The following is a 22508-nucleotide window of genomic DNA, read 5'->3' as shown; positions in this document are numbered from 1 at the left end:
GTAACGAACCGTCACGCGCAAACCCCTCGAAGAGCCGGAAGGCTGAGGGGTTTTTTTATTCCCAAGTCCCACCAATGAAGATCCACTAAGGAAGAGTCCGATGAGCAAAGGATCGCCGATCAGCCCCTCGCTGATGGCTGCAAAGTCCGCTGGAGCCCACAAAGCTCCGGAAAAGGTCGACCGCACGGCTGAGGCCGTCGTCGTCGACGCTGCTGCACCTCTCTCTCCTGTACTTGGGCCGAACAACGTTGTACCCCCAACGGTGATGACCGGCTCGCAAGCAATTGTCCGTTCGCTCGAAGAACTCGGCGTGGATGATATTTTCGGTTTGCCCGGTGGCGCGATCCTGCCCACCTATGACCCCTTGATGGCCTCCAGCATGAACCACATCCTGGTCCGTCACGAACAGGGAGCCGGCCACGCCGCGCAAGGCTACGCCATGGTTACCGGACGGGTTGGCGTTTGCATCGCCACCTCAGGCCCGGGCGCCACCAACCTCGTTACCGCCATCATGGATGCCCACATGGACTCCGTGCCGATGGTGGCCATCACCGGCCAGGTCTCCAGTGGAGTCATCGGCACGGATGCCTTCCAGGAAGCGGACATCGTGGGAATCACGATGCCCATCACCAAACACTCGTTCCTGGTCACCGACCCCAACGACATTCCCCATGTCATGGCCGAGGCATTCCACCTCGCTTCCACGGGCCGTCCCGGCCCTGTGCTGGTGGACATCGCCAAGGACGCCCAAGTTGGCCAGATGACGTTCTCCTGGCCGCCGAAGGTGGACCTGCCGGGCTACCGTCCGGTGGTCCGCGGACACAACAAGCAGGTTCGCGAAGCTGCCAAGCTGATCGCCGCAGCACGCAAGCCTGTCCTCTATGTCGGTGGTGGAGTCGTCAAGGGCCACGCCTCGGCGGAGCTCATGGAGCTCGCCCTGGCAACTGGCGCTCCTGTCGTCACCACCCTCATGGCACGCGGTGCATTCCCGGACTCGCACCCGCAGCACGTGGGCATGCCCGGCATGCACGGATCCGTGTCCGCTGTTACCGCGCTCCAGCAGGCCGATCTGCTGATCACGCTCGGTGCCAGGTTTGATGACCGGGTGACCGGCGTGCTGAAGACGTTCGCGCCGTTCGCAAAGGTCATCCACGCCGACATCGACCCTGCGGAAATCTCCAAGAACCGCACCGCCGACGTGCCGATTGTGGGATCGGTCAAGGAAATCATTCCGGAACTGACCGAGGCCGTGAAGACGCAGTTCGAGCTGAGCGGAACCCCCGACCTGGATTCCTGGTGGGCTTTCCTGGGCAACCTCCGGGACACTTACCCGCTGGGCTGGACCGAGCCCGAGGACGGCCTGACTGCACCCCAGCGCGTGATCAAGCGCATTGGCGAGCTGACCGGTCCGGACGGCATCTACGTCGCAGGCGTCGGCCAGCACCAGATGTGGGCTGCACAGTTCATCAAGTATGAGCGCCCCCACGCGTGGCTGAACTCCGGCGGTGCAGGAACCATGGGATACTCGGTTCCGGCTGCCATGGGCGCAAAGGTTGGTGAGCCGGACCGCGTGGTCTGGGCCATCGACGGCGACGGCTGCTTCCAGATGACCAATCAGGAGCTGGCCACCTGCGCCATCAACAACATCCCGATCAAGGTCGCCATTATCAACAACTCCTCGCTGGGCATGGTCCGCCAATGGCAGACACTGTTCTACGAAGGCCGCTACTCAAACACGGACCTGAACACAGGCCACGACACCATCCGGATTCCGGATTTCGTCAAGCTGGCTGACGCTTACGGCTGCGCTGCCCTGCGCTGCGAGCGTGACGAGGACATCGACGCCACCATCCAGAAGGCCCTCGAAATCAATGACCGCCCAGTGGTGATCGATTTCGTCGTCAGCCCCAACTCGATGGTCTGGCCCATGGTGCCCTCGGGGGTCAGCAATGACCAGATCCAGGTTGCCCGCAACATGACCCCCGAATGGGAAGAGGAGGACTAGGCATGACCCGCCACACACTGTCGGTTCTGGTAGAAGACAAGCCCGGCGTGCTGACCCGCGTGGCCAGCCTGTTCGCCCGGCGCGCATTCAACATCAACTCCCTTGCTGTGGGACCCACCGAGGTTCCCGGCATGTCCCGCATGACTGTCGTCGTCGACGCCGACGGCGACCTGATCGAGCAGGTCACCAAGCAGCTCAACAAGTTGGTCAACGTGATCAAGATTGTGGAGCTCACTTCTGAATCTTCCGTACAACGCGACCACATCCTGGTTAAGGTACGTGCGGATGCCGCGACACGTCTGCAGGTTACCCAGGCTGCAGACCTGTTCCGTGCCGCCGTCGTCGACGTGTCCACAGACTCGTTGGTGATTGAGGCAACCGGTACCCCCGAGAAGCTCGCAGCGCTGCTTTCAGTGCTGGAGCCGTTCGGCATCCGTGAAATAGTGCAGTCCGGCACCTTGGCCGTTGGACGGGGATCCCGCTCCATGAGTGACAGGGCGCTCCGCTCCGCGTGAGCACGCGCCCAGTACCGCAGCACCACCATCAATATCTAAGAAACCACTCAAGAGGAGTTACGCAAGTGACTGAAATGTTCTACGACGACGACGCAGACCTGTCGATCATCCAGGGCCGCAAGGTAGCCATCGTCGGCTACGGTTCCCAGGGCCACGCCCACGCCCTCAACCTGCGCGATTCCGGCGTCGAGGTAGTCATCGCACTCAAGGACGGCTCAAAGTCGGCCGCCAAGGCAGAAGACGCAGGCTTCACGGTCAAGAACGTTGCCGACGCCGCCGAATGGGCAGACGTCATCATGATCCTGGCTCCGGACCAGCACCAGCGCTCGATCTTCAACGACTCCATCAAGGACAAGCTGACCGAAGGCAAGGCGCTTGCCTTCGCACACGGTTTCAACATCCGCTTCGGCTACATTGAGGCTCCTGCCGGCGTCGACGTCATCCTGATCGCCCCGAAGGCTCCGGGCCACACTGTTCGCCGCGAATTCGAAGCCGGCCGCGGTATTCCGGACATCATCGCTGTTGAGCAGGACGCTTCCGGTGCCGCTTGGGACCTGGCCAAGTCCTACGCCAAGGCCATCGGCGGCACCCGCGCCGGCGTCATCAAGACCACCTTCACCGAAGAAACCGAAACCGATCTGTTCGGTGAGCAGTCCGTTCTTTGCGGTGGTGTTTCCCAGCTCGTCCAGTACGGCTTCGAAACCCTGACCGAAGCCGGCTACCAGCCGCAGATCGCCTACTTCGAGGTACTTCACGAGCTCAAGCTCATCGTGGACCTCATGTGGGAAGGTGGCATCGCCAAGCAGCGCTGGAGCGTTTCCGATACCGCTGAGTACGGCGACTACGTCTCCGGCCCCCGCGTCATCACCCCCGAGGTGAAGGAAAACATGAAGGCTGTCCTCGCGGACATCCAGAGCGGTGCTTTCGCCAAGCGCTTTATCGACGACCAGGACAACGGCGGCGTCGAGTTCAAGGAGTTGCGTGCCAAGGCAGAGCAGCACCCGATCGAGGAAGTTGGACGTGAACTGCGTTCGCTCTTCTCCTGGCAGCAGCAGGACGCCGACTACGTCGAGGGTTCCGCAGCCCGCTGATTTCCGGTTGATTGGACCCTACGGCCCAAGAACTGCAGCAGACGCCCGTCCGGCCTACACAACCGGGCGGGCGTCGTTGTTTCCCCACACTTTTCCCTTCCGGTTACTCAGCAACCTTGGCTGTGAACTTCTTCACAGCAACGGTCCGGCCGGTCGTAACATCCCTCCCCGGCACCGGAAACAGAGCCCGGATTCGATATTCTGGGCTGGTCCCGGTGCCGTGCCCGGGCCACGCATCCGCTCCTTGTCCAGTTCTGTCCCAAAGTTGTCCAAAGTAAGGTGCCACCCCGTGTCAGCCAGCAAACCCGTCGTCCTCCTCGCCGAGGAACTTTCGCCCGCCACCGTCGAGGCATTGGGCCCGGACTTTGAAATCCGCCAGACCGACGGCGCCGACCGTTCCCAGCTGCTGTCCGCAATCGCCGACGTCGACGCCATCCTGGTTCGCTCGGCCACCCAGGTGGATGCCGAAGCGATCGCCGCTGCCAAGAACCTCAAGATCATCGCCCGTGCCGGCGTTGGACTGGATAACGTGGACATCAAGTCCGCAACACAGGCCGGCGTCATGGTGGTTAATGCCCCGACGTCGAACATCGTCTCGGCCGCTGAGCTTACTGTGGGCCACATCCTCAGCCTGGCCCGCCACATTCCGCAGGCCAGTGCGGCGTTGAAGAACGGCGAGTGGAAGCGTTCCAAGTACACCGGGATCGAACTCTTCGAAAAGAAGATCGGCATCATTGGCCTCGGACGTATTGGTGCCTTGGTCGCGGCACGTCTTCAGGGCTTCGAGACCGAGATCCTCGCGTACGACCCCTACATCACCTCGGCGCGCGCAGCCCAGCTCGGCGTCAAGCTGGTCACCCTGGATGAACTTTTGGAAAACTCCGACTTCATCACCATCCACATGCCCAAGACGCCCGAAACGGTGGGGATGCTGGGAGCGGATGCGTTCGCGAAGATGAAGGAATCGGCGTACGTCATCAACGTTGCCCGCGGTGGACTGGTGGATGAGGAAGCCCTCTACACCGCACTGAAGGAAGGCCAGATCGCTGGTGCCGGCGTGGACGTCTTCGTCAAGGAGCCGAGCACCGACCTGCCGTTCTTCGAGCTCGACAACGTAGTGGTTACTCCGCACCTTGGAGCATCAACGGATGAGGCACAGGAAAAAGCAGGCGTTTCCGTGGCCAAGTCGGTGCGCCTTGCCTTGGCCGGCGAGCTCGTGCCGGACGCCGTCAACGTCGCCGGGGGAGTCATTGCACCGGACGTCCGTCCAGGCATCCCGCTGATCGAAAAGCTGGGGCGCATTTTCACCGCCCTGACCCATGCTTCCCTCACTCAGATCGATGTTGAGGTGGCAGGCGAGATCGCTGCGCTTGACGTCAAGGTCCTTGAACTCGCTGCCCTGAAGGGCGTTTTTGCTGATGTGGTCACCGAGCAGGTTTCCTACGTCAACGCCCCTGTCATCGCCGAGCAGCGCGGCATCAACACCCGCCTTATCACCACACCGGACGCTGAGGACTACCGCAATGTCCTGACGATCCGCGGAGCTCTCAGCGATGGTTCGCAGATCTCTGTTGCCGGAACTCTGACGGGCCCCAAGCAGGTGGAGAAGCTCGTGGGCGTCAACGGATACGACGTTGAAATTCCCATTAGCGAACACCTGGTGGTCGTGGCATACGCAGACCGCCCGGGCGTTATCGGCACCATTGGCCACATCCTGGGCATGAACAACATCAACATCGGCGGCATGCAGGTTGCACGCCAGACCGAGGGCGGGCAGGTCCTTGCCCTCCTGACCATCGACAGCTCCGTTCCGCAGCAGGTCCTGGAAGCCATCAAGGCCGGGATCGGTGCAGACATGGTCCGGGAAGTGGACCTGGAGGACTAGGACTGATCTGTATCAGCTGATGTTCGCGTGCCTGCGACACACCCTAAGGCACGCAGGAGTGGCCGGTCTGCTTACAATGGCTGGGTCCGGGATTCGGACCCGGCAGCAGGCCGGCCACAAACTTTTTGCACATACAGCCCGGTATTTCCCGCGTTTTTCGCAAAATGCCGGATCATGTGTGCGCGCCCGCAATCAAGGTCTCAGGGAGCCCAATGAACGCCGTCCAAAGGTTCATCAGAAGCCGTGTGCTGCTGCTGACCGCGGCCATTTTGATCGTCGCAATGTGTTTGTCCGTCCTAGTTCAGAGCCAGTCACAGGCAGCCCTGAACCGTACAGTGGACGAGAACTCGCGGGGACTCTACGACATCCTGGTCCAGGCAAAGCCGGATCAGTCCCGGAACGGGGACGGCGGTGCATTGATCCAGCCGGAGATTGCCAATGGTCAGGGCGGCATCAGCTTTGATCAACTGGACAAAATCCGCGGCATGGGCCAGACGGCCGTAGCGGCTCCCATCAGCCTGGTCTCGCGCGTGTCCCAGAACCTGGAAGCCCCCCGGCTGAATGCGATGGACTACCTGGGATATAACGCCGGCCTTGCCGGCGCTATCACTGCGGGCGACCCCTCCGCCATGGATTCAAGCAAGTGGCCTGCGGCCGAGTCCGTGTTGTCCGATTCACCGAAGAAGTACCGCCTGACAGCATCGGCAACCAGCTCTGACGGAGTCAACCAGCAGACTCTTTTCAAGACCAGCGCCGAGGGCACCCTGGGTAAGGGCCGCTTGGTGCAGGAGCAGGCTGCCGGCGGCAGCAACGTCCGGATCGCCGGTCCTGAGGGGGAGACCGGCGTCAAGTTCCCGGCTCCGGCTCTCGGGTCCGAGCACAACCTGTTCAACCTTTCTGTCGCGCTTCCCCTGGCACCTGAGGTGACTGAGTCTGTCGTCGCCGTCGATCCTGCTGCCGAAAGGGCCCTGCTGGGCTCAGCGGGCGACTTCCTGGCGCCGCTTGAAAAGGCGCCCCCGGCGGACGCCCGCGACGCGGGAGCCATCGGACGCCACTTTGAGAGCCTCTTCACCACAGGCCTGAGCATGCAACAGCTCGAGGAGGGCCCTGATTTCCTGGGCGTCAAGCTCAAGTACTGGGCACCGCTCATGACGCAGTACCAGCAAGCCAAGCGTGATGGCCTGCTGACGAACGACTCCAAGGCGATCCCGCTGATCGTGCGCACGGGTACTTCCTTGGACCTGCAGTACTCGGTCAAGATCGAGGAAATTGACGCAAGCGGCAAGGTCGTCAAGGACGTCGGCACGGTCACCCGTTCTTTGGACAAGGACTACCTCCCGTTCGTTTCCAAGTCCCCGTTTGCCCTGGAGTGGCCCGGTTCCACCGACCACAGCCAACTGCTTGGCAGCACGGCGTCGTTCAGCCAGGGTTTGTACAACCCGGCCACCTGGAGCACCGCTTTCGCAGCTGCGCCGAAGTACAAGGACGGCGAGGACGCCGCCAACGGCGCTTCGGACAAGAGCGCCACGCCGGGGGACTGGGTCACTGTGAACCGCTTGCCTGAGAAGTCCTCCTTCGGAGCGCCTGTGGACCAGACCCAGCGCAAACCGGTCGACGAACGGTCGTACCGGGAAGACCTCGAAACGGGCAAGAAGCCCGCTGCCCCCTTGCCCATGGTTTATGGCACCTTTGATCCGGCCGCCGTCCAAGCCGCAGCCGGTGACGTCAACAAGCTGCCTTTGGGTGGCTACGACCCCGCCCCGATGACACTGAGCAAGGACGCCAACGGCAAGGACGTCCAAAGCACGGCCCTGAAGCCTTCCTTGAGCGCTACAGGCCTGGTCAGCCAGTCTGCCGGCGCCATCACTGACTACTATGGCCTGGCCACGGCCCGTGGTTACGATTCCAACGCCAACGTGATCGACGCCGTCCGCGTCCGTGCCAACGCCGCGGGAAACTGGAAGACAGCCCAGCCCGAGGTTGAGAAGCTCGCCACCCAGATCCGCGAACTCGGCCTCGAAGCCACCGTGGTGGCTGGATCCGCCCGCGAAGACGCCAACATCTTTGTTCCCGGCTACAGCAAGGACGACGCCGGCAAGGAGTCGCCCCTGGGCACCGTCCAGCAGTCATGGGTACGCCAGGATGCTGCCGACGCAGTCTCCGGGTCCCTCACAGGAACCAACATCACCCTCCTGTTCCTGACCCTGTTGGGCGCCACGCTCCTGACCGGTGCCTCAACGGTGAGCTACATACGCCAGCGGAGAAGCGAGGCCGGCATCCTGCGGGCCATGGGTTGGACCCAGAAGCGGATCCGGTCCTGGGTCCTTGAAGAGTTCGCCGTGGGTGCTGCTGCGCTGACGGTTGCCGGAGTGGTCCTCAGTCTCCTCAGCTGGAACATTGCCACCGTGATCGTCTCGGCGACCATGCTGGTCATTTACATCGGAGCGGCTATGTTGGCCGCCCAGCAGTTGCGCCACCGCGTCGTGGTTGACCAGGAACCGCAGCATGATGAGCGCCTGGTTACCGTGGATTCCCCGTTGACGTTCGCCAACAGGCAGCTCACCACCAACAGGTTCAACTCCATCTCGCTGGCTGTGGCCGTTGGGGTCTTCGGTGCCGCGGTAGGTGCCTTGATCGCCCTGCTGATCGACATTCCCCGTGCGGCAGGTGCCAGCGCGCTGAGTGGTCTTGCGGCTGCCAGCATTGCGGCTCCCAGCGTGATCCTCGCCGTCTTTGGCGTGGTGGTTGGGCTTCTCCTGACACTTGTCACCGGCCGCTTTGAGCTCCATGCCAAGCGGGAGTACCTGGGCACACTGCGTGCCATGGGCTGGAACCCGGACATGCTGGGACAGGTCCGCTTCTTCGAAAATGCACTGGTGGGCACCGTGGCTCTTCCTTTGGGCGTCCTTGGCGCACTGGGATTGGGTCTGCTCCTTGCCCCCTACGCGGCCCTTTGGGCCGGCCTGGCCGGGTTGCTGGCCGTTATTTGCTGGATTCCGATCGCAACGAAAGTAGTCAAATGACCGAGACTCCCAACCCCGAGCTGGCGGCCACCCCGGAATCCCCCGAAGAGTCGCTGCAGACCCGCGCCAACACGATCGTGCGGGCAGCGGACCACGCCACGCCCCTGGAACTGAGCCGCGTCACCATCCACTACGGTGGCGACAAAGGCGGAGCCGAAGAAGTCGACGTCGTCGACGACTTCAACCTGACGCTGCACGCCGGTGAGATGCACTGCATCGCCGGCCGAAGCGGTTCGGGCAAGACCAGTATCCTGACGGTCAGCGCCGGACTGACGCTGCCGACGTCGGGCAAGGTCTTCTGGGAAGGCGTCCCCCTGGACACGATGGGCGACGACGAAATTGCCGACCGTCGTCGTGCCCTCATCGGTTACGTGGACCAGGGTGGTGCCCTGATCGATGGCATGAGCGCATTGGAGAACGTCCTGCTTCCTGCCGTTCCCGACGGCGAGGTGGAACAGCGCACGGAAATGGCCAAGGACCTTTTGGACCTGGTGGGGCTTGGCCGCCGAATGCGGCACCGTCCCGCCCAGCTCTCGGGTGGCGAACGCCAGCGCGTGGCCATTGCACGCGCACTGATCCTGGGCACCCGGGTCCTGGTAGTGGACGAGCCCACAGCCAGCCTCGACCGTGCCGCGGCCAACCGCATTATCGGAATCCTGAAGGACACCACCAGCGACGGTATCGCTGTCATGGTGGCTTCCCACGACCACGAGTTGGTACGCCTCAGCGATACGCTGACCGAACTTAACTAAGCTCTTTCATCCGAAATAAAGGTAACTTTTTAGAGTGACGTCTCCAGAGAAATCCCCGTTCTACATCACCACCGCAATCAGCTACCCCAACGGCGTGCCGCACATCGGCCACGCCTATGAGGTCATTGCGACCGATGCCATGGCGCGCTTCAAGCGGCTTGATGGCCATGAAGTCTTCTTCATGACCGGAACGGACGAGCACGGGCTCAAAATGCAGCAGTCCGCGGAGAAGGAGGGCATCACTGCCAAGCAGCTCGCGGACCGGAACTCGGCGGCGTTCAAGCAGATGAGCCAGGACCTGGGCATCTCCCATGACCGCTTCATCCGCACCACGGACCAGGACCACTACGCCGCGTCGCAGGCCATCTGGAAGAAGATGGAAGCCAACGGCGACATCTACCTGTCCAAGTACGAGGGCTGGTATTCGGTCCGCGACGAGGCGTACTACGTCGAGGACGACACCGTGGTCAAGGAGGACGGCCTCCGTTACTCCAAGGAGACGGACACGCTGGTGACCTGGACGGCTGAGGAAAGCTACTTCTTCCGGCTCTCCAACTACCAGGACAAGCTCCTGGAGCTCTACGGCGAGCAGCCGGAGTTCGGTGCTCCACAGTCCCGTTTCAACGAGGTCATAAGCTTTGTCAAGCGTGGCCTCGAAGACCTGTCCATCAGCCGCACCACCTTCGACTGGGGTGTTCCGGTCCCGGGCGACGAGAAGCACGTCATGTATGTCTGGGTGGACGCCCTGACCAACTACCTCACGGGTGTGGGGTACCCTGACGTCGAGTCCGAACAGTTCAGGAAGTTCTGGCCGGCCGATGTCCACGTGATCGGCAAGGACATTTCGCGGTTCCACGCCATTTACTGGCCTGCTTTCCTGATGAGCGCAGGGCTTGAATTGCCCAAGCGCGTCATGATCCACGGCTTCCTGACCAACAACGGTGTCAAGATGTCCAAGTCCTTGGGCAACGTGGTGGCACCTCAGGACTTCGTGGCGCAGTACGGCCTGGACCAGTGCCGCTACTTCTTCCTTCGCGAAGTTCCGTTCGGCGCTGACGGCAATTACAACCACGAAGCGATCGTGGGCCGGATGAACTCCGACCTCGCCAACAACTTCGGAAACCTGGCCCAGCGTTCGTTGTCCATGGTGGCAAAGAACTGCGAAGGCAAGGTACCCACGCCCGGTGCGTTCACCCACGAGGACAACGCCCTGCTGGCCCGGGCCGGTGGACTGTTGGACATCGCGCGTTCTGCGTTCGAAAAGCAGGAATTCAGCCGCGCCCTTGAAGCTATTTGGGCTGTGCTCGGTGATACCAACGCCTACTTCGCAGAACAGGCCCCCTGGGTGCTGCGCAAGACGGACGTGGAACGGATGAACACGGTCCTTTACGTCACGTTGGAAGTGGTCCGGATCGTGGCGATCCTCGTCCAGCCGGTCATGCCGTCGTCGTCGGCCAAGCTCCTTGAGGTCCTCGGGCAGCCGGAAGGTGACGCACGCCAGTTCGCTGCGATCGCCACGCCGATTGTCGCTGGCACTGAACTGCCGGCACCTGCCCCTGTCTTCCCGCGCTTCGAGGAACCCGCCGAAGCCTAGCGCTCTTCCACGAACCATCCCCATCAGCGGAACGCTCCCGCATTTCCACCCGGCAGGACCGAAGGAAATGCGGGAGCGTTCGGTTTTGAGCGCCATTTGGTGATGGAGCGTCAGGCTGTGGCGAGTCCTTCCACCGGGGATAAGCGTGCGGCTCGCCGGGCCGGAATCACTGATGCGAGCAGCCCGGCCACCACGGCCGCACCGAAGACTGCCAGCAGTTGCAGCCACGGCACAGCGGGAACCACCGTAGCCATGCCGCCCAGGGTTGCCTGCGCGCCGAGCCAGCCATAGACGATGCCCATGCCTGCGCCCAGGAGGGCTGACACTCCCGCCACCAGCACAGCTTCGATAGCCAGCATCCCGCGGAGTTGGCCTTTGGTCAGCCCCAAGGCACGGAGCAGCGAGTTTTCGCGCGTCCGTTCAAGAACCGAGAGCGACAGGGTATTAGCCACGCCGATCAAGGCAATGACCACGGCCACGCCCAGCAGCCCTGTGACCACGAGCAGCAGGACATCGATGATGCTGTTGAACGTCACACGTTCGATCGCTGCGCCGCTGACAGTGCGTTCCTGGACGCCGAGGGCCGACGCGATCTCCTTCTGGATTGCCTGCACCCGGTCCGCCGGGACGGAGTCGTCCAACTTCACCCACACCATGCCAGGGGTCTCCGGGAGCGCCGCGGAGGTAATGCTGGTTGCATCGACGAAGGCAGGGACGTTCCGGGTGCGCAGGACCTTGGCATCGAGCGAAATATCGCCGGCTGTCGTGCCGATACTCGCGCGCCCGGCGGCGGAGTCTTCGGGCAGGTACACCACGCCAGGGGCCGGCTTCAGGTTGCCATCCCGCACCACCGATCCTGCGTCAGCTCCCGGGAGGGCGTACACGGTCTGTCCGCCATCGGGGGTGGACGCGTCCTTCAAGGTTCCCACGGCCTGCAGCAGGACCGCCGCGCTGACGCCGTCGAGGGTTTTGATCCGGGCCACCGCCTGGGAAGGGTCTGCTGTGCCGTCCACGGACGTTGGGGCGGAAAGGTCAACAGGGTAGTTCTCTGCCAGGGTGTCGTTGAACGCCTGCCGGGACGTCGCGGCGCCCGTCATCATGAGGGACACCAAGGTCACTCCAATCAGCAGGGCCGCGGCCGTCGCGGAAGTACGCGCCGGGTTGCGGGTGGCATTGACGGCGGCAAGCTTGCCGGGCACGCCTGCCGGTGCCGCGAGCCGGCCTGCCAAGGCCACCACAGAGGGGATGAAAAGGGAGGAGCAGAGCAGGATGCCCACGAACGACGCGGCGCCACCCAGCAACGCAACCGGCAGCTCCACGTTCAGGCTGCCGTAGGCCAGCAGGCCGGCACCGCCCAGAAAAGCCAGCAGTCCGATGAGGAGCCGGAGCTTGCCACGCCGGTTCCGGACGGACGCGTCATCGGCGGGACGCAAGGCGGCAAGAGGCGCGACGGCGGTTGCCGCCTTGGCCGGAACCAGCGCCGCAACCACGGTCAACAAGGTGCCTGCCACCATGCCGGCAACAATGGCCGACGGCGGGACTGCCAGGGTCGCGAAAGCCTGCTCCGGTTGTGACTTGGCCCAGGCGATCAGCGCCGTCATCAGGCCAGTGGCGGCAAGGACACCCAGCACGGAGGACACGAACCCGACCACGAAGGCCTCAAGCATGACCGAGCCGCGGATCTGGGAACGCCCGGCGCCCAGACAACGCAGCAGGGCCAATTCCCGGGTCCGTTGGGCCACCAGCACAGAGAACGTATTGGCTACCACCAAGGTTGAAACGAGGATGGCCACCCCGGCGAAGGCGAGCAGGACCACCGTCAACTGGTCCTGCCCGGCGCTGAGCATCGCGACCGTTGAGGTGACCTTCTCCTGGGCCGTTTCAACGACGGGCGACACCACCCCGGCAGCGTCCATCCGGCGGGAAATGTAGTCCTTCGCCGCGGACACGTCCTCGCCCGGTTTCAGTGCGAACTGCAAGCCCGTATAGCCGGCTCCGGCGTCTTGCACCGCGTTGAGTACCGACTCGGAGGCTATTAGTTGGGCTGCCGAAGAAGAGAAGGGGTCGTTCGTGGCCTGCGTCAGCCCAGTAATGGTCACCTTGGCGTTCTTGACCGGACCGGCCCCGTGCAATTCCAGGGTGCTGCCGACGGTAAGACCCAGGTGCTCTGCGGTCTTGACATCCACGGCCGCTTCCAAAGGCTGCGAGGGCATGGACCCCGATGAGAGGACGGCGCCCTCCAAGGCAACAGGGGCAGCATTCCGGAGCCGGCCGAATTGCTCACCCCCGCCGGCCTGGAAGGTCACATACGTCGACCGCTCCGCGTAGCTCTCAGCCACAGCGGGCGAAGAAGCAGCAGCGTCCACGGCGGCCTGGGTGAAAGGTTCGCCGTTCTTGGACGTCGCCACAAGGTCCGCTTTACGGTAGGCCTCGCCGATACTCGCACCCAAGGACGCGTTGGTGCTTGCGCCCACCATGAGGGTGGCAGCGAGGAACATCACCGACAACATCACGGCAAGGCCGATCGCCACAAAGCGCCGGTAATGCGTAGTCAGTTGGGACAGTGCAACGCGCAACATGCCTTACGCCCCCAGCTTGCCAAGGGCCGCCAGGACAGAATCTGCCGTGGGATCGTGGATTTCCCCCACCAGGCCGCCGTCGCTCATCAGCACCACACGGTCCGCGTAGCTTGCAGCCACGGGATCGTGGGTCACCATGATGATGGTCTGGCCCATTTCCTGGCTGCTCCGGCGAAGCAGAGCTAGAACCTCGCCGCCGGCCTTCGAGTCCAGGTTGCCAGTAGGTTCGTCACCGAACACGACGTCGGGCCGGGTCAACAGTGCTCGGGCTACTGCCACGCGTTGCTGCTGGCCCCCGGAGAGCTCATGTGGACGGTGCTTCAGGCGATCCTTCAGACCAAGCGTGCTGACAACGGTATCGAGCCATCCGGCGTCGGCCGTTGTACCCGCCAACGCAAGCGGAAGCGTGATGTTCTGCTCGGCTGTCAAAGTAGGCACCAGGTTGAAAGCCTGGAAGACGAAGCCGATCCGTTCACGCCTCAGTGCCGTGAGCTGGCGGTCGTTGAGGCCGGTCAGCTCCGTGCCACCCAGGACAATGCGCCCGGAATCCGCCGAGTCCAGGCCCGCCAGGCAATGCATGAGGGTGGACTTGCCGGATCCGGAGGGTCCCATGATGGCCGTGAACTTCCCGGCGTCGAAACTTACCGACACCTTGTTCAGGGCCGTAACGCTTGTATCGGCGCGTCCGTAGCTTTTGGTCAGCTCAAATGCTTCGACGGCGGGACGGGCTTGGGCGGCGTCCGATCCCTGCGGCGGGTTCGTTCCTGAAGGGTGGGGGAGAGGCGTGAATGTTGTCATGGTTCCACGCTAGGTTTCGGTGCACCCTTGCCGGATCGGGCCGGGGACCGATTCCCGCGGACGCCAACTCATACCGTGGTCTGAGCCCGGGAGGAACCCGGGATGAGGCTACGCCCCAGGTGCAACCACGCCGGTCTCATATGCGATGACCACAACCTGGACGCGGTCCCTGGCGCCGAGCTTTGCCAGGATGTGCCCGACATGCGTTTTCACAGTGGCCTCGGATAAGAACAAGCCCGCTGCGATCTCCGGATTCGAATGCCCCTGGGCGATCAGCTGGAACACTTCGCGCTCGCGGGCGGTGAGGCTTTCGACGGCCGCGGCGTGCTCGCTCTGCTCAGGCGTCTGCGTCCTCAAAAGGGGCGCCACATGGTCCAGCAATCGACGGGTGGTGGACGGTGCGATCACGGCGTCACCACGGTACACGGTGCGGATCGCCTCCAGGAGCTCTTCGGGCGGGGCATCCTTGAGCAGGAACCCGCTCGCGCCGGCCTGGATGGCAGCCAAGGCGTACTCATCAAGATCGAAGGTGGTGAGCACCACGATCTTGACCTCCGCGCGCTGCGATCCCGCGGGTTGGGCTGCTGCCTGCTCAAGGATGCGCCGGGTGGCTTCAATGCCGTCCATCCCGGGCATGCGGACATCCATGAGGACGACGTCGGCCGCTGTGGCCCCCAAAGCCTGCACGGCTTCGATGCCGTTCGCCGCTTCGGCCACGACTTCGAGGTCCGCCTGGGAGTTGATCAGCATGCCAAATCCCGAGCGGACCAGGTGTTGGTCGTCCACCAAGGCAACCCGGATGGGCGCAGGAACATCGTACATGGGTTAGGCCTCCGAATAGGGGATGAAAGCGGACACGCGGAAACCGCCGCCCTGTTCCGGGCCTGCGGTCAAGGAACCATCGTAGAGGGACACGCGCTCGCCCATGCCCCGCAGGCCGTTGCCGCCACCTGCCGCCGGCGGATCAGCGGCGGCGCCCCGCCCGTCGTCGAGGATGTCCAGCTGCAGGCCCCTGGCCTGCCACGTCAAGGTGACTCCCGCCGTCGCTTTCGGCCCGGCGTGCTTCATGACGTTGGTCAGCGCCTCCTGGATGATGCGGTAGGCGGTCAGCTCCGCTCCTGCGGGAAGCGCCCTGCGGGGAGCACCGCTTTGGTCGAAGGACACCTGCAGTGTCGCGGCGCGGAAACCCAGGAGAAGCTCGTCAAGGTCCGAGAGGCGGGGCTGCGGGCGGGTGGGGGAGTCGTCGTCGGAGCGGAGGACGCCCAGCAGGCGACGCATTTCGCCCAGGGAATCCCTGCCTGTGGCGGCGATGGTGGCCAGCGCTTCGGTGGCGAGCTCGGGTTTCGCAGCGGCCGCGTAGCGTGCGCCGTCCGCCTGGGTGATGATCACGGACAACGAGTGGGCCACGATGTCGTGCATTTCCCGTGCGATATGGGATCGTTCGTCAGCTGCCGCCAGCTGGCGTTCCTGCTGCTGTTCAACTTCAAGGCGCCGTGTGCGGTCCTCCAGTGCCTGCAGTTGGAGCCGTCGAACGCGGGTGAGGTCACCCAGCGTCCAACTCACCAGCACCAGCATCCAAATCAGGACCGTATAGAGGGCGCCGATGGTGAGGCCCATGATGCCCGACTCCGCAGTGCTGGAGAACTCGCGTGTGGTCAGCATGATGCCGCCGACCATCCCTGCGAGCAGCACTGTCCGACTTGCCCAGGCGGGTCCGTAAGCGGCGGTGGCGTAAATGACGAGCGGAACCGCGATCTGGCCCGCCACGGGTTCCGCACCCACCGCCCACTGGACTAGGCACACAAGGATGACGACGACGGCCGCCGTGGCGGGGCGGGTGCGTCGCCACGCGAGGGGCAACAGGAGGCTGCAGGAAAGCAGGGCGAGCCAGGGGTGGCCGGCCAGGAGATAGACCGGCCCAAAGAGGAGGATCAGGAGGGACGTGGCCGTCAGGTCCACTTTGAAGCGGTTGACCCGGAACCAGTCGTATATTGCATGCCGTCTATCCACGCATACGACTCTATGCGGAGCCGGAGTGTCAGGGCATCATGCCGTGGTCTGAACCCAGCGCTACGGGGTGTTCGAAGAGTGAGACGATTTTGACCAGCATGTGGATTGCTTGGCTAGATAGACGTATGAGTGCAACGTCCATCAATCTCGCTGTCATCCCAGGCGACGGCATTGGCCCAGAGGTCATCGCCGAAGCCGTCAAGGTCCTCGAAAAGGCCGTCGCCGCGGAAGGCGTCACCCTCGAGCAGACCCACTACAAGCTTGGTGCACAGCACTGGCTTGAGACCGGCGAGACCCTTCCGGAGGAGGTCCTGGCGGACCTGCGCACCCGTGACGCCATTCTATTCGGCGCCGTCGGAGCTGCTCCCGGCGATACCCGCATCCCGTCGGGCATCATCGAACGCGAGATGCTGCTCAAGCTCCGCTTCAGCCTGGACCACTACGTGAACCTGCGCCCGTCCCGGCTGTACGGAACCGTCGGCAGCCCCCTGGCAAACCCAGGCACCATTGACTTCATCGTGGTCCGTGAGGGTACCGAGGGTCCCTACGTGGGCAACGGTGGAACCTTGCGTGGCGGCACTCCGCACGAAGTTGCTACCGAAGTTTCCCTGAACACAGCACACGGCGTGGAGCGTGTTGTCCGCGACGCCTTCCGCCGCGCCAACGAGCGTCCCCGCAAGCACGTCACGCTCGTCCACAAGCACAACGTGCTCGTCTTCGCCGGGCACCTGTGGAAGCGGACCGTCGAGGCAGTGGCCAAGGAATTCCCCGAGGTCACCCACGACTACCTGCACATCGACGCCGCCACCATCTTCATGGTGACCGAGCCCTCGCGCTTCGACGTCATCGTCACCGACAACCTCTTCGGCGACATCCTTACCGACCTCGCGGCAGCCGTTACCGGCGGCATTGGCTTGGCGGCATCAGGCAACATCAACATGGACCGCACAGCACCGTCCATGTTCGAGCCCGTCCACGGCTCCGCCCCGGATATCGCCGGACAGCAGAAAGCCGACCCCACTGCGGCCATCCTCTCCGCAGTGCTCCTCCTGGACCACCTTGGCTACACCACGGCGGCCCGCAAGATTGAAGCGGCAGTAGTCGCCGACGTCGAAAGCCGGACCGGCGAGCCGCGCAGCACAGCTGCCGTTGGTGACGCCATTGCGGCGGCACTTTAGGCCCAAATCTCAGGCGTAAGCTTGTCTTGAATTATTTACCTGCTTCCCTGGTCCATCGCTGAACCACACCCTTCGGGGCCGCGTTCGCCCTGCCAGGTAGCTGACTGTGGAGGAAACATGACTCAGACTGCCCATGGCGTCGAATTCAGCCAGCAGCTTTCGGAAACACCGAAGTCTGCTGAGGAGCGTGCAGCCATCCTGGCGAACCCGGGATTCGGCGACTACTTCACCGACCACACCGCCGTCGTCGACTACAAAGTCGACGCCGATGGCAATGGCGGTTGGCAGAACGCCCGGATCGAGCCCTACGGACCAATTTCCCTTGATCCGTCGGCTGCGGTCCTGCACTACGGCCAGGAGATCTTCGAGGGCCTCAAGGCATACCGCCACGCTGACGGCTCCGTCTGGACCTTCCGTCCGGAAGCCAATGCCGCCCGCCTCAACAAGTCGGCCCGCCGGCTCGCCCTTCCCGAATTGCCGGAAGAGTACTTCCTCGGAGCGATCCGTGAACTCGTCCAGGCGGATCAGGAATGGGTTCCCTCCGGCGACGGCGAAGCCCTGTACCTGCGTCCGTTCATGATCGCCACCGAGGCTTTCCTTGGCGTCCGTGCTGCGCGCGAGGTCTCCTTCCGCGTCATTGCTTCCCCCGCCGGTAACTACTTCGGTGGCGAACTCAAGCCGGTCTCCATCTGGATCAGCCGTGAATACGCCCGTGCGGGCCGCGGTGGGACCGGAGCGGCCAAGTGCGGCGGTAACTATGCAGCGTCCTTGATCGCCCAGCAGGAAGCCGAAGCTAACGGTTGCAAGCAGGTCCTCTTCCTGGACCACTTCAACGACGACGCCGTGGAAGAACTCGGCGGCATGAACGTCTTCTTCGTGATGAAGGACGGCTCACTTGTCACCCCGGCACTGAGCGGAACCATCCTCGAAGGCGTCACGCGCATGTCCGTCATCCAGGTGGCGAAGGACATGGGTCGCGAAGTCAGCGAGCGCAAGATCACGCTGGATGAATGGCGCGATGGCGTTGCCTCCGGCGAGATCACCGAGGTGTTCGCCTGCGGTACCGCTGCGGTGATCACCCCCATCGGTGTCCTCAAGGACGCCACCGAGTTCATCGGTGCCGAGGACGCCAAGGCCGGCGAGACCACCATGGCCATCCGCCAGCAGCTCTTGGGCATCCAGACCGGAACCGTTGAGGACACCCACGGCTGGCTCACCCGCCTGGTCTAGCCTTCCGGACGTCCCGAAATACCACCGCACGACGGCGGCCCTTCCCTTGGTTATCAAGCGGAAGGGCCGCCGTTCTGCTTCCCGGACGCTTGATCCAAACGCTCGGGCACATCCCACCCGATTCCCGTGGACGCTCTCTCACGTCCCACCCGTTTGATCCAAACGCTCTCTCACGTCCCGCCTGCTTCCCGTGGACGCTCTCTCACCTTCCGCCTGTTTGCGGTGGACGCTCTCTCACCTTCCGCGTACAAGCGGCCAAAGTTGCCACAAACCGTAGGCGTCGAATATCGCCGTCGAGCGTACTTCGGCTGTCCAGTAAGTGAGTGAGGGTTGGGGTGATGGGGGTGGGGTGTGAGTGAGGGTTGGGTGGAAGGGGGTGGGGTGTGAGTGAGGGTTGGGTGGAAGGGGGTGGGGTGTGAGTGAGGGTTGGGTGGAAGGGGGTGGGATGTGAGTGAGGGTTGGGTGGAAGGGGGTGGGATGTGAGTGAGGGTTGGGAAGTGCCAAGATGGACTGGTGACTTCTGAATCAATGGCGACTTCCGGCAACTCACCTTCCCGCAACTCACCCTCCAGCAGCCCGACAACGGCTGACCCCACACCAGGCAGTGCACCCCTGGGCGGCGCCTCCTCTTCCTTGCAGCGCAGCAGTGGGTTGACGCGATTCCGGCTGGCCCCCAACCCGGGTCCGATGAGTTTGGATGGCACCAACTCCTACGTCATCGGTGCACCCGGTTCCGCCCGTGTCGCCGTTGTGGACCCGGGACCCGAGGACGAGCAGCACCTGGCCGAGCTGGCGGCGGCAGGAGGTGTCGACGTCGTACTCATCACGCACCGGCACGCCGACCATACTGAAGCTTCAGCGCGATTCCACCAACTGACCGGCGCGCCGGTGCGTGCCTTCCTGCCCGGGTATTGCCATGGTGGAGAACCGCTCGCCGACGGCGAGGTGCTGACCATTGGCGGCGTCGAAATCCGCGTCATCGCTACGCCCGGCCACACCTCCGACTCATTGTGCTTCCACTTGCCGGATGACGGTCCGACGGGTTCGGTCCTCACTGGCGACACCATCCTGGGCCGTGGCACCACCGTACTGGACTATCCCGACGGCAGGCTGGGGGACTACCTGGCCAGTTTGGATCGGCTGGAGGCGCTCGGGCCCGCGATACTCCTCCCGGCACATGGCCCCGTGCTCCCTGCCCTGGACGAAAAGTGCCGGGAGTATCGCAATCACCGTGAGCAGCGACTGGACCAGATCAGGACAGCCCTTGACCGCCTTGGCCAAGACGCGTCCATCGCGGCAGTCACCGACGCCGTGTATCCCGACGTCGACCCTTCCGTCAGGTGGGCCGCCGAGACGTCCGTGGCTGCCCAGTTGGATTACCTGCGAAGCTGAGCCGTGACGGTAGGCTTGGGCCCATGCGTATCGCCCGTTTTGTAGTTGATTCTGATCCCCTTTACGGCGTTGTTGAAGGCGAGGCCGGCAGTGAGGAAATCACTGTCATCAACGGCGACCCCTTCTTCAATGGCGTCGAACGTACCCACGTAAAGCACAAGCTTGAGGACGTGCGGCTCCTCGCCCCGATCATTCCGCGCAGCAAAGTGATCGGTGTTGGCCGGAACTTCGCTGAGCATGCCGCGGAACTTGGCAACGAAGTTCCCCAGCAGCCGCTGCTGTTCCTCAAGCCCAACACGTCCGTGATCGGCCCGAATGATCCCATCGTCCTTCCTGAGTTCTCGGAGGAAGTTTCCTTCGAAGCTGAGCTGTGCGTCGTCATCGGCCGCATCTGCAAGGACGTTCCCGAAGAGCGCGCGGATGACGTGATCTTCGGCTACACCTGCGGCAATGACCTCACGGCACGCGACGTTCAGAAGACGGACCTTCAGTGGGCACGCGCCAAGGGCTTTGACACCTCTGCGCCGCTTGGGCCGTGGATCGAGACAGAGTTGGATCACGAAGACCTGTCCATCCAGGGCCGCCTCAATGGTGAACTCCGCCAGGACGGCAGCACCAACCAGATGATCCGCGGCGTACGCGAGCTCGTCTCCATCGTCTCGCACGCCTTCACGCTTCTTCCAGGCGACGTCATCATGACCGGCACCCCGGCCGGCGTTGGCTTGGTCAGTGAAGGCGATCGTTTCGAAGTGGAGATCGAAGGCATCGGCCGGCTCTCCAACCCGGTGGTCCGCCGCTAGGCATTCAGTTCAAAGCCAAACCACGACGGCGGCACCCGCCTTTCGCACGAAAGGCGAGTGCCGCCGTCGAGCCTTAAGGGCCGGGAAACCCAGGCTGCGCCAAGCGGTAAAGTTGGAACCACTATGACTACTGCTTCTGCGTCCAACGCTGCCCCCAGCGTCATCCCTGCCGTCAACGCCGAGACTCCTGTCCGCGTCCGCTTCTGCCCGTCACCGACCGGAACTCCGCATGTTGGCTTGATCCGGACGGCCCTGTTCAACTGGGCCTACGCACGCCACACCGGCGGCAAGCTGGTCTTCCGCATCGAGGACACCGACTCTGCCCGCGACAGCGAGGAGAGCTACCACCAGTTGCTGGATGCCCTCAAGTGGCTCGGCATCAACTGGGATGAAGGCGTCGAGGTCGGCGGACCGCACGAACCGTACCGGCAGTCCCAGCGCGGCGACATCTACCAGGACGTCATCGCCAAGCTCAAGGCCGGGGGACACGTATATGAGTCCTACTCCACTCCGGAGGAGATCGAAGCCCGCCACAAGGCAGCCGGCCGCGACCCCAAGCTCGGCTACGACGGCTTTGACCGCCACCTGACGGAGGAGCAGCTCGCCCAGTTCAAGGCTGAAGGCCGGGAGGCTGTACTGCGCCTGCGCATGCCCGACGAGGACCTGACTTTCAACGACCTGGTCCGAGGGGAAATCACCTTCAAGGCAGGCTCGGTCCCTGACTTTGCAGTAGTCCGCGCCAACGGTGCGCCGCTGTACACCCTGGTCAACCCGGTGGATGATGCCATCATGGGGATCACCCACGTCCTGCGCGGCGAGGACTTGCTGAGCTCTACTCCGCGCCAGATTGCGCTGTACCGGGCGCTCTACGCCATTGGGGTTGCCGAGTACATGCCGGAGTTCGGGCATCTTCCGTACGTTATGGGCCAGGGCAACAAGAAGCTCTCCAAGCGCGATCCCGAGTCAAGCCTGTTCCTGCACCGCGAGCGTGGCTTCATCCCCGAAGGGTTGCTCAACTACTTGTCGCTGCTCGGCTGGTCCCTGAGCGCGGATGAGGACATCTTCACCGTGGAGCAGCTCGTTGCCAACTTCGACATCCATGACGTCCTTGGCAACCCGGCACGCTTCGACATCAAGAAGGCCGAAGCCATCAACGGAACCCACGTGCGCATGCTCGCGCCGGAGGACTTCAAGGAGAGGCTGGTTCCCTACCTCCGCGCCGCCGGATTTGTTGGTGAGATCCTCACCCCCCGGCAGGAGGAGATCCTCGCAGAGGCAGCTCCCTTGGTCCAGGAACGGATCACCCTCCTGGGCGAGGCGCCGGAAATGCTGGCTTTCCTGTTCAAGGCTGATGACGCGATCGACGTCGCGGACGACGCCCGGAAGGGTCTGCCCCAGAACCTGGAGGAGGTCCTTGATGCGGCCCTGGCGGCACTGGAGCCCATTACGGACTGGACTGCCGAGAACATCCAGGCTGCACTTAAGCAGGCGTTGGTCGAGGACCTGGGCATCAAGCCCCGCGCCGCGTTCGGCCCGGTGCGCACGGCCATCTCCGGTCGTCGCATTTCCCCGCCGCTGTTCGAGTCCATGGTGATCCTGGGCAAGGATTCCGCACTGGCGCGCGTCCGCGCTTTCCGCGGCCAGTAACGGCGAACG

16 protein-coding genes are annotated in these 22508 nt (G+C 63.5%); 12 read left to right on the top strand and 4 right to left on the bottom strand.

Annotated elements, in window-relative coordinates:
- Nucleotides 1-100: 100 nt before the first annotated feature.
- The 7 genes from NEK97_RS06755 to metG all read left to right on the top strand — a co-directional run bounded on the left by NEK97_RS06755 (nucleotide 101) and on the right by metG (nucleotide 10865).
- A complete protein-coding gene (locus tag NEK97_RS06755) occupies nucleotides 101-2005 on the top strand; it encodes an acetolactate synthase large subunit (protein ID WP_235521541.1) in 1905 nt (634 codons plus the stop codon).
- 2 nt (nucleotides 2006-2007) lie between these two features.
- The gene (gene ilvN / locus NEK97_RS06750) at nucleotides 2008-2520 is read left to right on the top strand and encodes an acetolactate synthase small subunit (protein WP_021470923.1); all 513 of its coding nucleotides are present in this window, start codon (nucleotides 2008-2010) and stop codon (nucleotides 2518-2520) included.
- A 65-nt stretch (nucleotides 2521-2585) separates the two neighbouring features.
- Nucleotides 2586-3611, top strand: a complete 1026-nt coding sequence (gene ilvC, locus NEK97_RS06745) for a ketol-acid reductoisomerase (protein WP_235521540.1) — start codon at nucleotides 2586-2588, stop codon at nucleotides 3609-3611.
- A 289-nt stretch (nucleotides 3612-3900) separates the two neighbouring features.
- On the top strand, nucleotides 3901-5496 hold the full coding sequence (gene serA, locus NEK97_RS06740) for a phosphoglycerate dehydrogenase (RefSeq protein WP_211711613.1): 1596 nt from the start codon (nucleotides 3901-3903) through the stop codon (nucleotides 5494-5496).
- 212 nt (nucleotides 5497-5708) lie between these two features.
- On the top strand, nucleotides 5709-8519 hold the full coding sequence (locus NEK97_RS06735; RefSeq protein ID WP_257369089.1) for an ABC transporter permease: 2811 nt from the start codon (nucleotides 5709-5711) through the stop codon (nucleotides 8517-8519).
- Complete coding sequence (locus NEK97_RS06730) at nucleotides 8516-9271, top strand: ABC transporter ATP-binding protein (RefSeq protein ID WP_235521537.1); 756 nt, start codon at nucleotides 8516-8518, stop codon at nucleotides 9269-9271. The genes NEK97_RS06735 and NEK97_RS06730 overlap by 4 nt, the downstream gene beginning before the upstream one ends.
- A gap of 34 nt (nucleotides 9272-9305) precedes the next feature.
- The gene (gene metG, locus NEK97_RS06725) at nucleotides 9306-10865 is read left to right on the top strand and encodes a methionine--tRNA ligase (protein ID WP_257369088.1); all 1560 of its coding nucleotides are present in this window, start codon (nucleotides 9306-9308) and stop codon (nucleotides 10863-10865) included.
- A 110-nt stretch (nucleotides 10866-10975) separates the two neighbouring features.
- Here the strand turns inward: metG and NEK97_RS06720 are convergent, their stop codons facing one another.
- The 4 genes from NEK97_RS06720 to NEK97_RS06705 form a co-directional block, all read right to left on the bottom strand.
- The gene (locus NEK97_RS06720; protein ID WP_257369087.1) at nucleotides 10976-13444 is read right to left on the bottom strand and encodes an ABC transporter permease; all 2469 of its coding nucleotides are present in this window, start codon (nucleotides 13442-13444) and stop codon (nucleotides 10976-10978) included.
- A 3-nt stretch (nucleotides 13445-13447) separates the two neighbouring features.
- Nucleotides 13448-14242, bottom strand: coding sequence for an ABC transporter ATP-binding protein (locus NEK97_RS06715; protein ID WP_235521534.1), 795 nt, complete (start codon nucleotides 14240-14242; stop codon nucleotides 13448-13450).
- 108 nt (nucleotides 14243-14350) lie between these two features.
- A complete protein-coding gene (locus NEK97_RS06710; protein WP_257369086.1) occupies nucleotides 14351-15064 on the bottom strand; it encodes a response regulator transcription factor in 714 nt (237 codons plus the stop codon).
- 3 nt (nucleotides 15065-15067) lie between these two features.
- A complete protein-coding gene (locus NEK97_RS06705) occupies nucleotides 15068-16252 on the bottom strand; it encodes a histidine kinase (protein WP_257369084.1) in 1185 nt (394 codons plus the stop codon).
- 125 nt (nucleotides 16253-16377) lie between these two features.
- Between NEK97_RS06705 and NEK97_RS06700 the strand changes: the two genes are divergently transcribed.
- From NEK97_RS06700 to gltX, 5 genes are all read left to right on the top strand, one after another.
- Nucleotides 16378-17430, top strand: coding sequence for a 3-isopropylmalate dehydrogenase (locus NEK97_RS06700; RefSeq protein WP_257369082.1), 1053 nt, complete (start codon nucleotides 16378-16380; stop codon nucleotides 17428-17430).
- A gap of 117 nt (nucleotides 17431-17547) precedes the next feature.
- Nucleotides 17548-18660: a branched-chain amino acid aminotransferase gene (locus tag NEK97_RS06695; RefSeq protein ID WP_257369081.1), complete on the top strand. Its 1113-nt coding sequence runs from the start codon at nucleotides 17548-17550 to the stop codon at nucleotides 18658-18660.
- A 513-nt stretch (nucleotides 18661-19173) separates the two neighbouring features.
- On the top strand, nucleotides 19174-20052 hold the full coding sequence (locus NEK97_RS06690) for an MBL fold metallo-hydrolase (protein ID WP_257369080.1): 879 nt from the start codon (nucleotides 19174-19176) through the stop codon (nucleotides 20050-20052).
- Nucleotides 20053-20075: 23 nt separating this feature from the next.
- On the top strand, nucleotides 20076-20852 hold the full coding sequence (locus NEK97_RS06685; protein ID WP_257369079.1) for a fumarylacetoacetate hydrolase family protein: 777 nt from the start codon (nucleotides 20076-20078) through the stop codon (nucleotides 20850-20852).
- 123 nt (nucleotides 20853-20975) lie between these two features.
- Complete coding sequence (gene gltX, locus NEK97_RS06680; RefSeq protein WP_257369078.1) at nucleotides 20976-22499, top strand: glutamate--tRNA ligase; 1524 nt, start codon at nucleotides 20976-20978, stop codon at nucleotides 22497-22499.
- Nucleotides 22500-22508 lie beyond the last annotated feature (9 nt).

It is taken from the genome of Paenarthrobacter sp. UW852 (assembly GCF_024608385.1).
Lineage (GTDB): Bacteria > Actinomycetota > Actinomycetes > Actinomycetales > Micrococcaceae > Arthrobacter.
Note: the sequence above shows the minus strand (reverse complement) of the source record. Positions and strands in the feature narration are given on the sequence as shown.

What these genes read in the sequence shown, in the direction of transcription:
- NEK97_RS06755 (WP_235521541.1), top strand. Translation starts at nt 101, where the DNA reads ATGAGCAAAGGATCGCCGATCAGCCCCTCGCTGATGGCTGCAAAGTCC.
- ilvN (WP_021470923.1), top strand. Translation starts at nt 2,008, where the DNA reads ATGACCCGCCACACACTGTCGGTTCTGGTAGAAGACAAGCCCGGCGTG.
- NEK97_RS06735 (WP_257369089.1), top strand. Translation starts at nt 5,709, where the DNA reads ATGAACGCCGTCCAAAGGTTCATCAGAAGCCGTGTGCTGCTGCTGACC.
- NEK97_RS06730 (WP_235521537.1), top strand. Translation starts at nt 8,516, where the DNA reads ATGACCGAGACTCCCAACCCCGAGCTGGCGGCCACCCCGGAATCCCCC.
- NEK97_RS06720 (WP_257369087.1), bottom strand. Translation starts at nt 13,444, where the DNA reads ATGTTGCGCGTTGCACTGTCCCAACTGACTACGCATTACCGGCGCTTT.
- NEK97_RS06715 (WP_235521534.1), bottom strand. Translation starts at nt 14,242, where the DNA reads ATGACAACATTCACGCCTCTCCCCCACCCTTCAGGAACGAACCCGCCG.
- NEK97_RS06710 (WP_257369086.1), bottom strand. Translation starts at nt 15,064, where the DNA reads ATGTACGATGTTCCTGCGCCCATCCGGGTTGCCTTGGTGGACGACCAA.
- NEK97_RS06700 (WP_257369082.1), top strand. Translation starts at nt 16,378, where the DNA reads ATGAGTGCAACGTCCATCAATCTCGCTGTCATCCCAGGCGACGGCATT.
- NEK97_RS06695 (WP_257369081.1), top strand. Translation starts at nt 17,548, where the DNA reads ATGACTCAGACTGCCCATGGCGTCGAATTCAGCCAGCAGCTTTCGGAA.
- NEK97_RS06685 (WP_257369079.1), top strand. Translation starts at nt 20,076, where the DNA reads ATGCGTATCGCCCGTTTTGTAGTTGATTCTGATCCCCTTTACGGCGTT.
- gltX (WP_257369078.1), top strand. Translation starts at nt 20,976, where the DNA reads ATGACTACTGCTTCTGCGTCCAACGCTGCCCCCAGCGTCATCCCTGCC.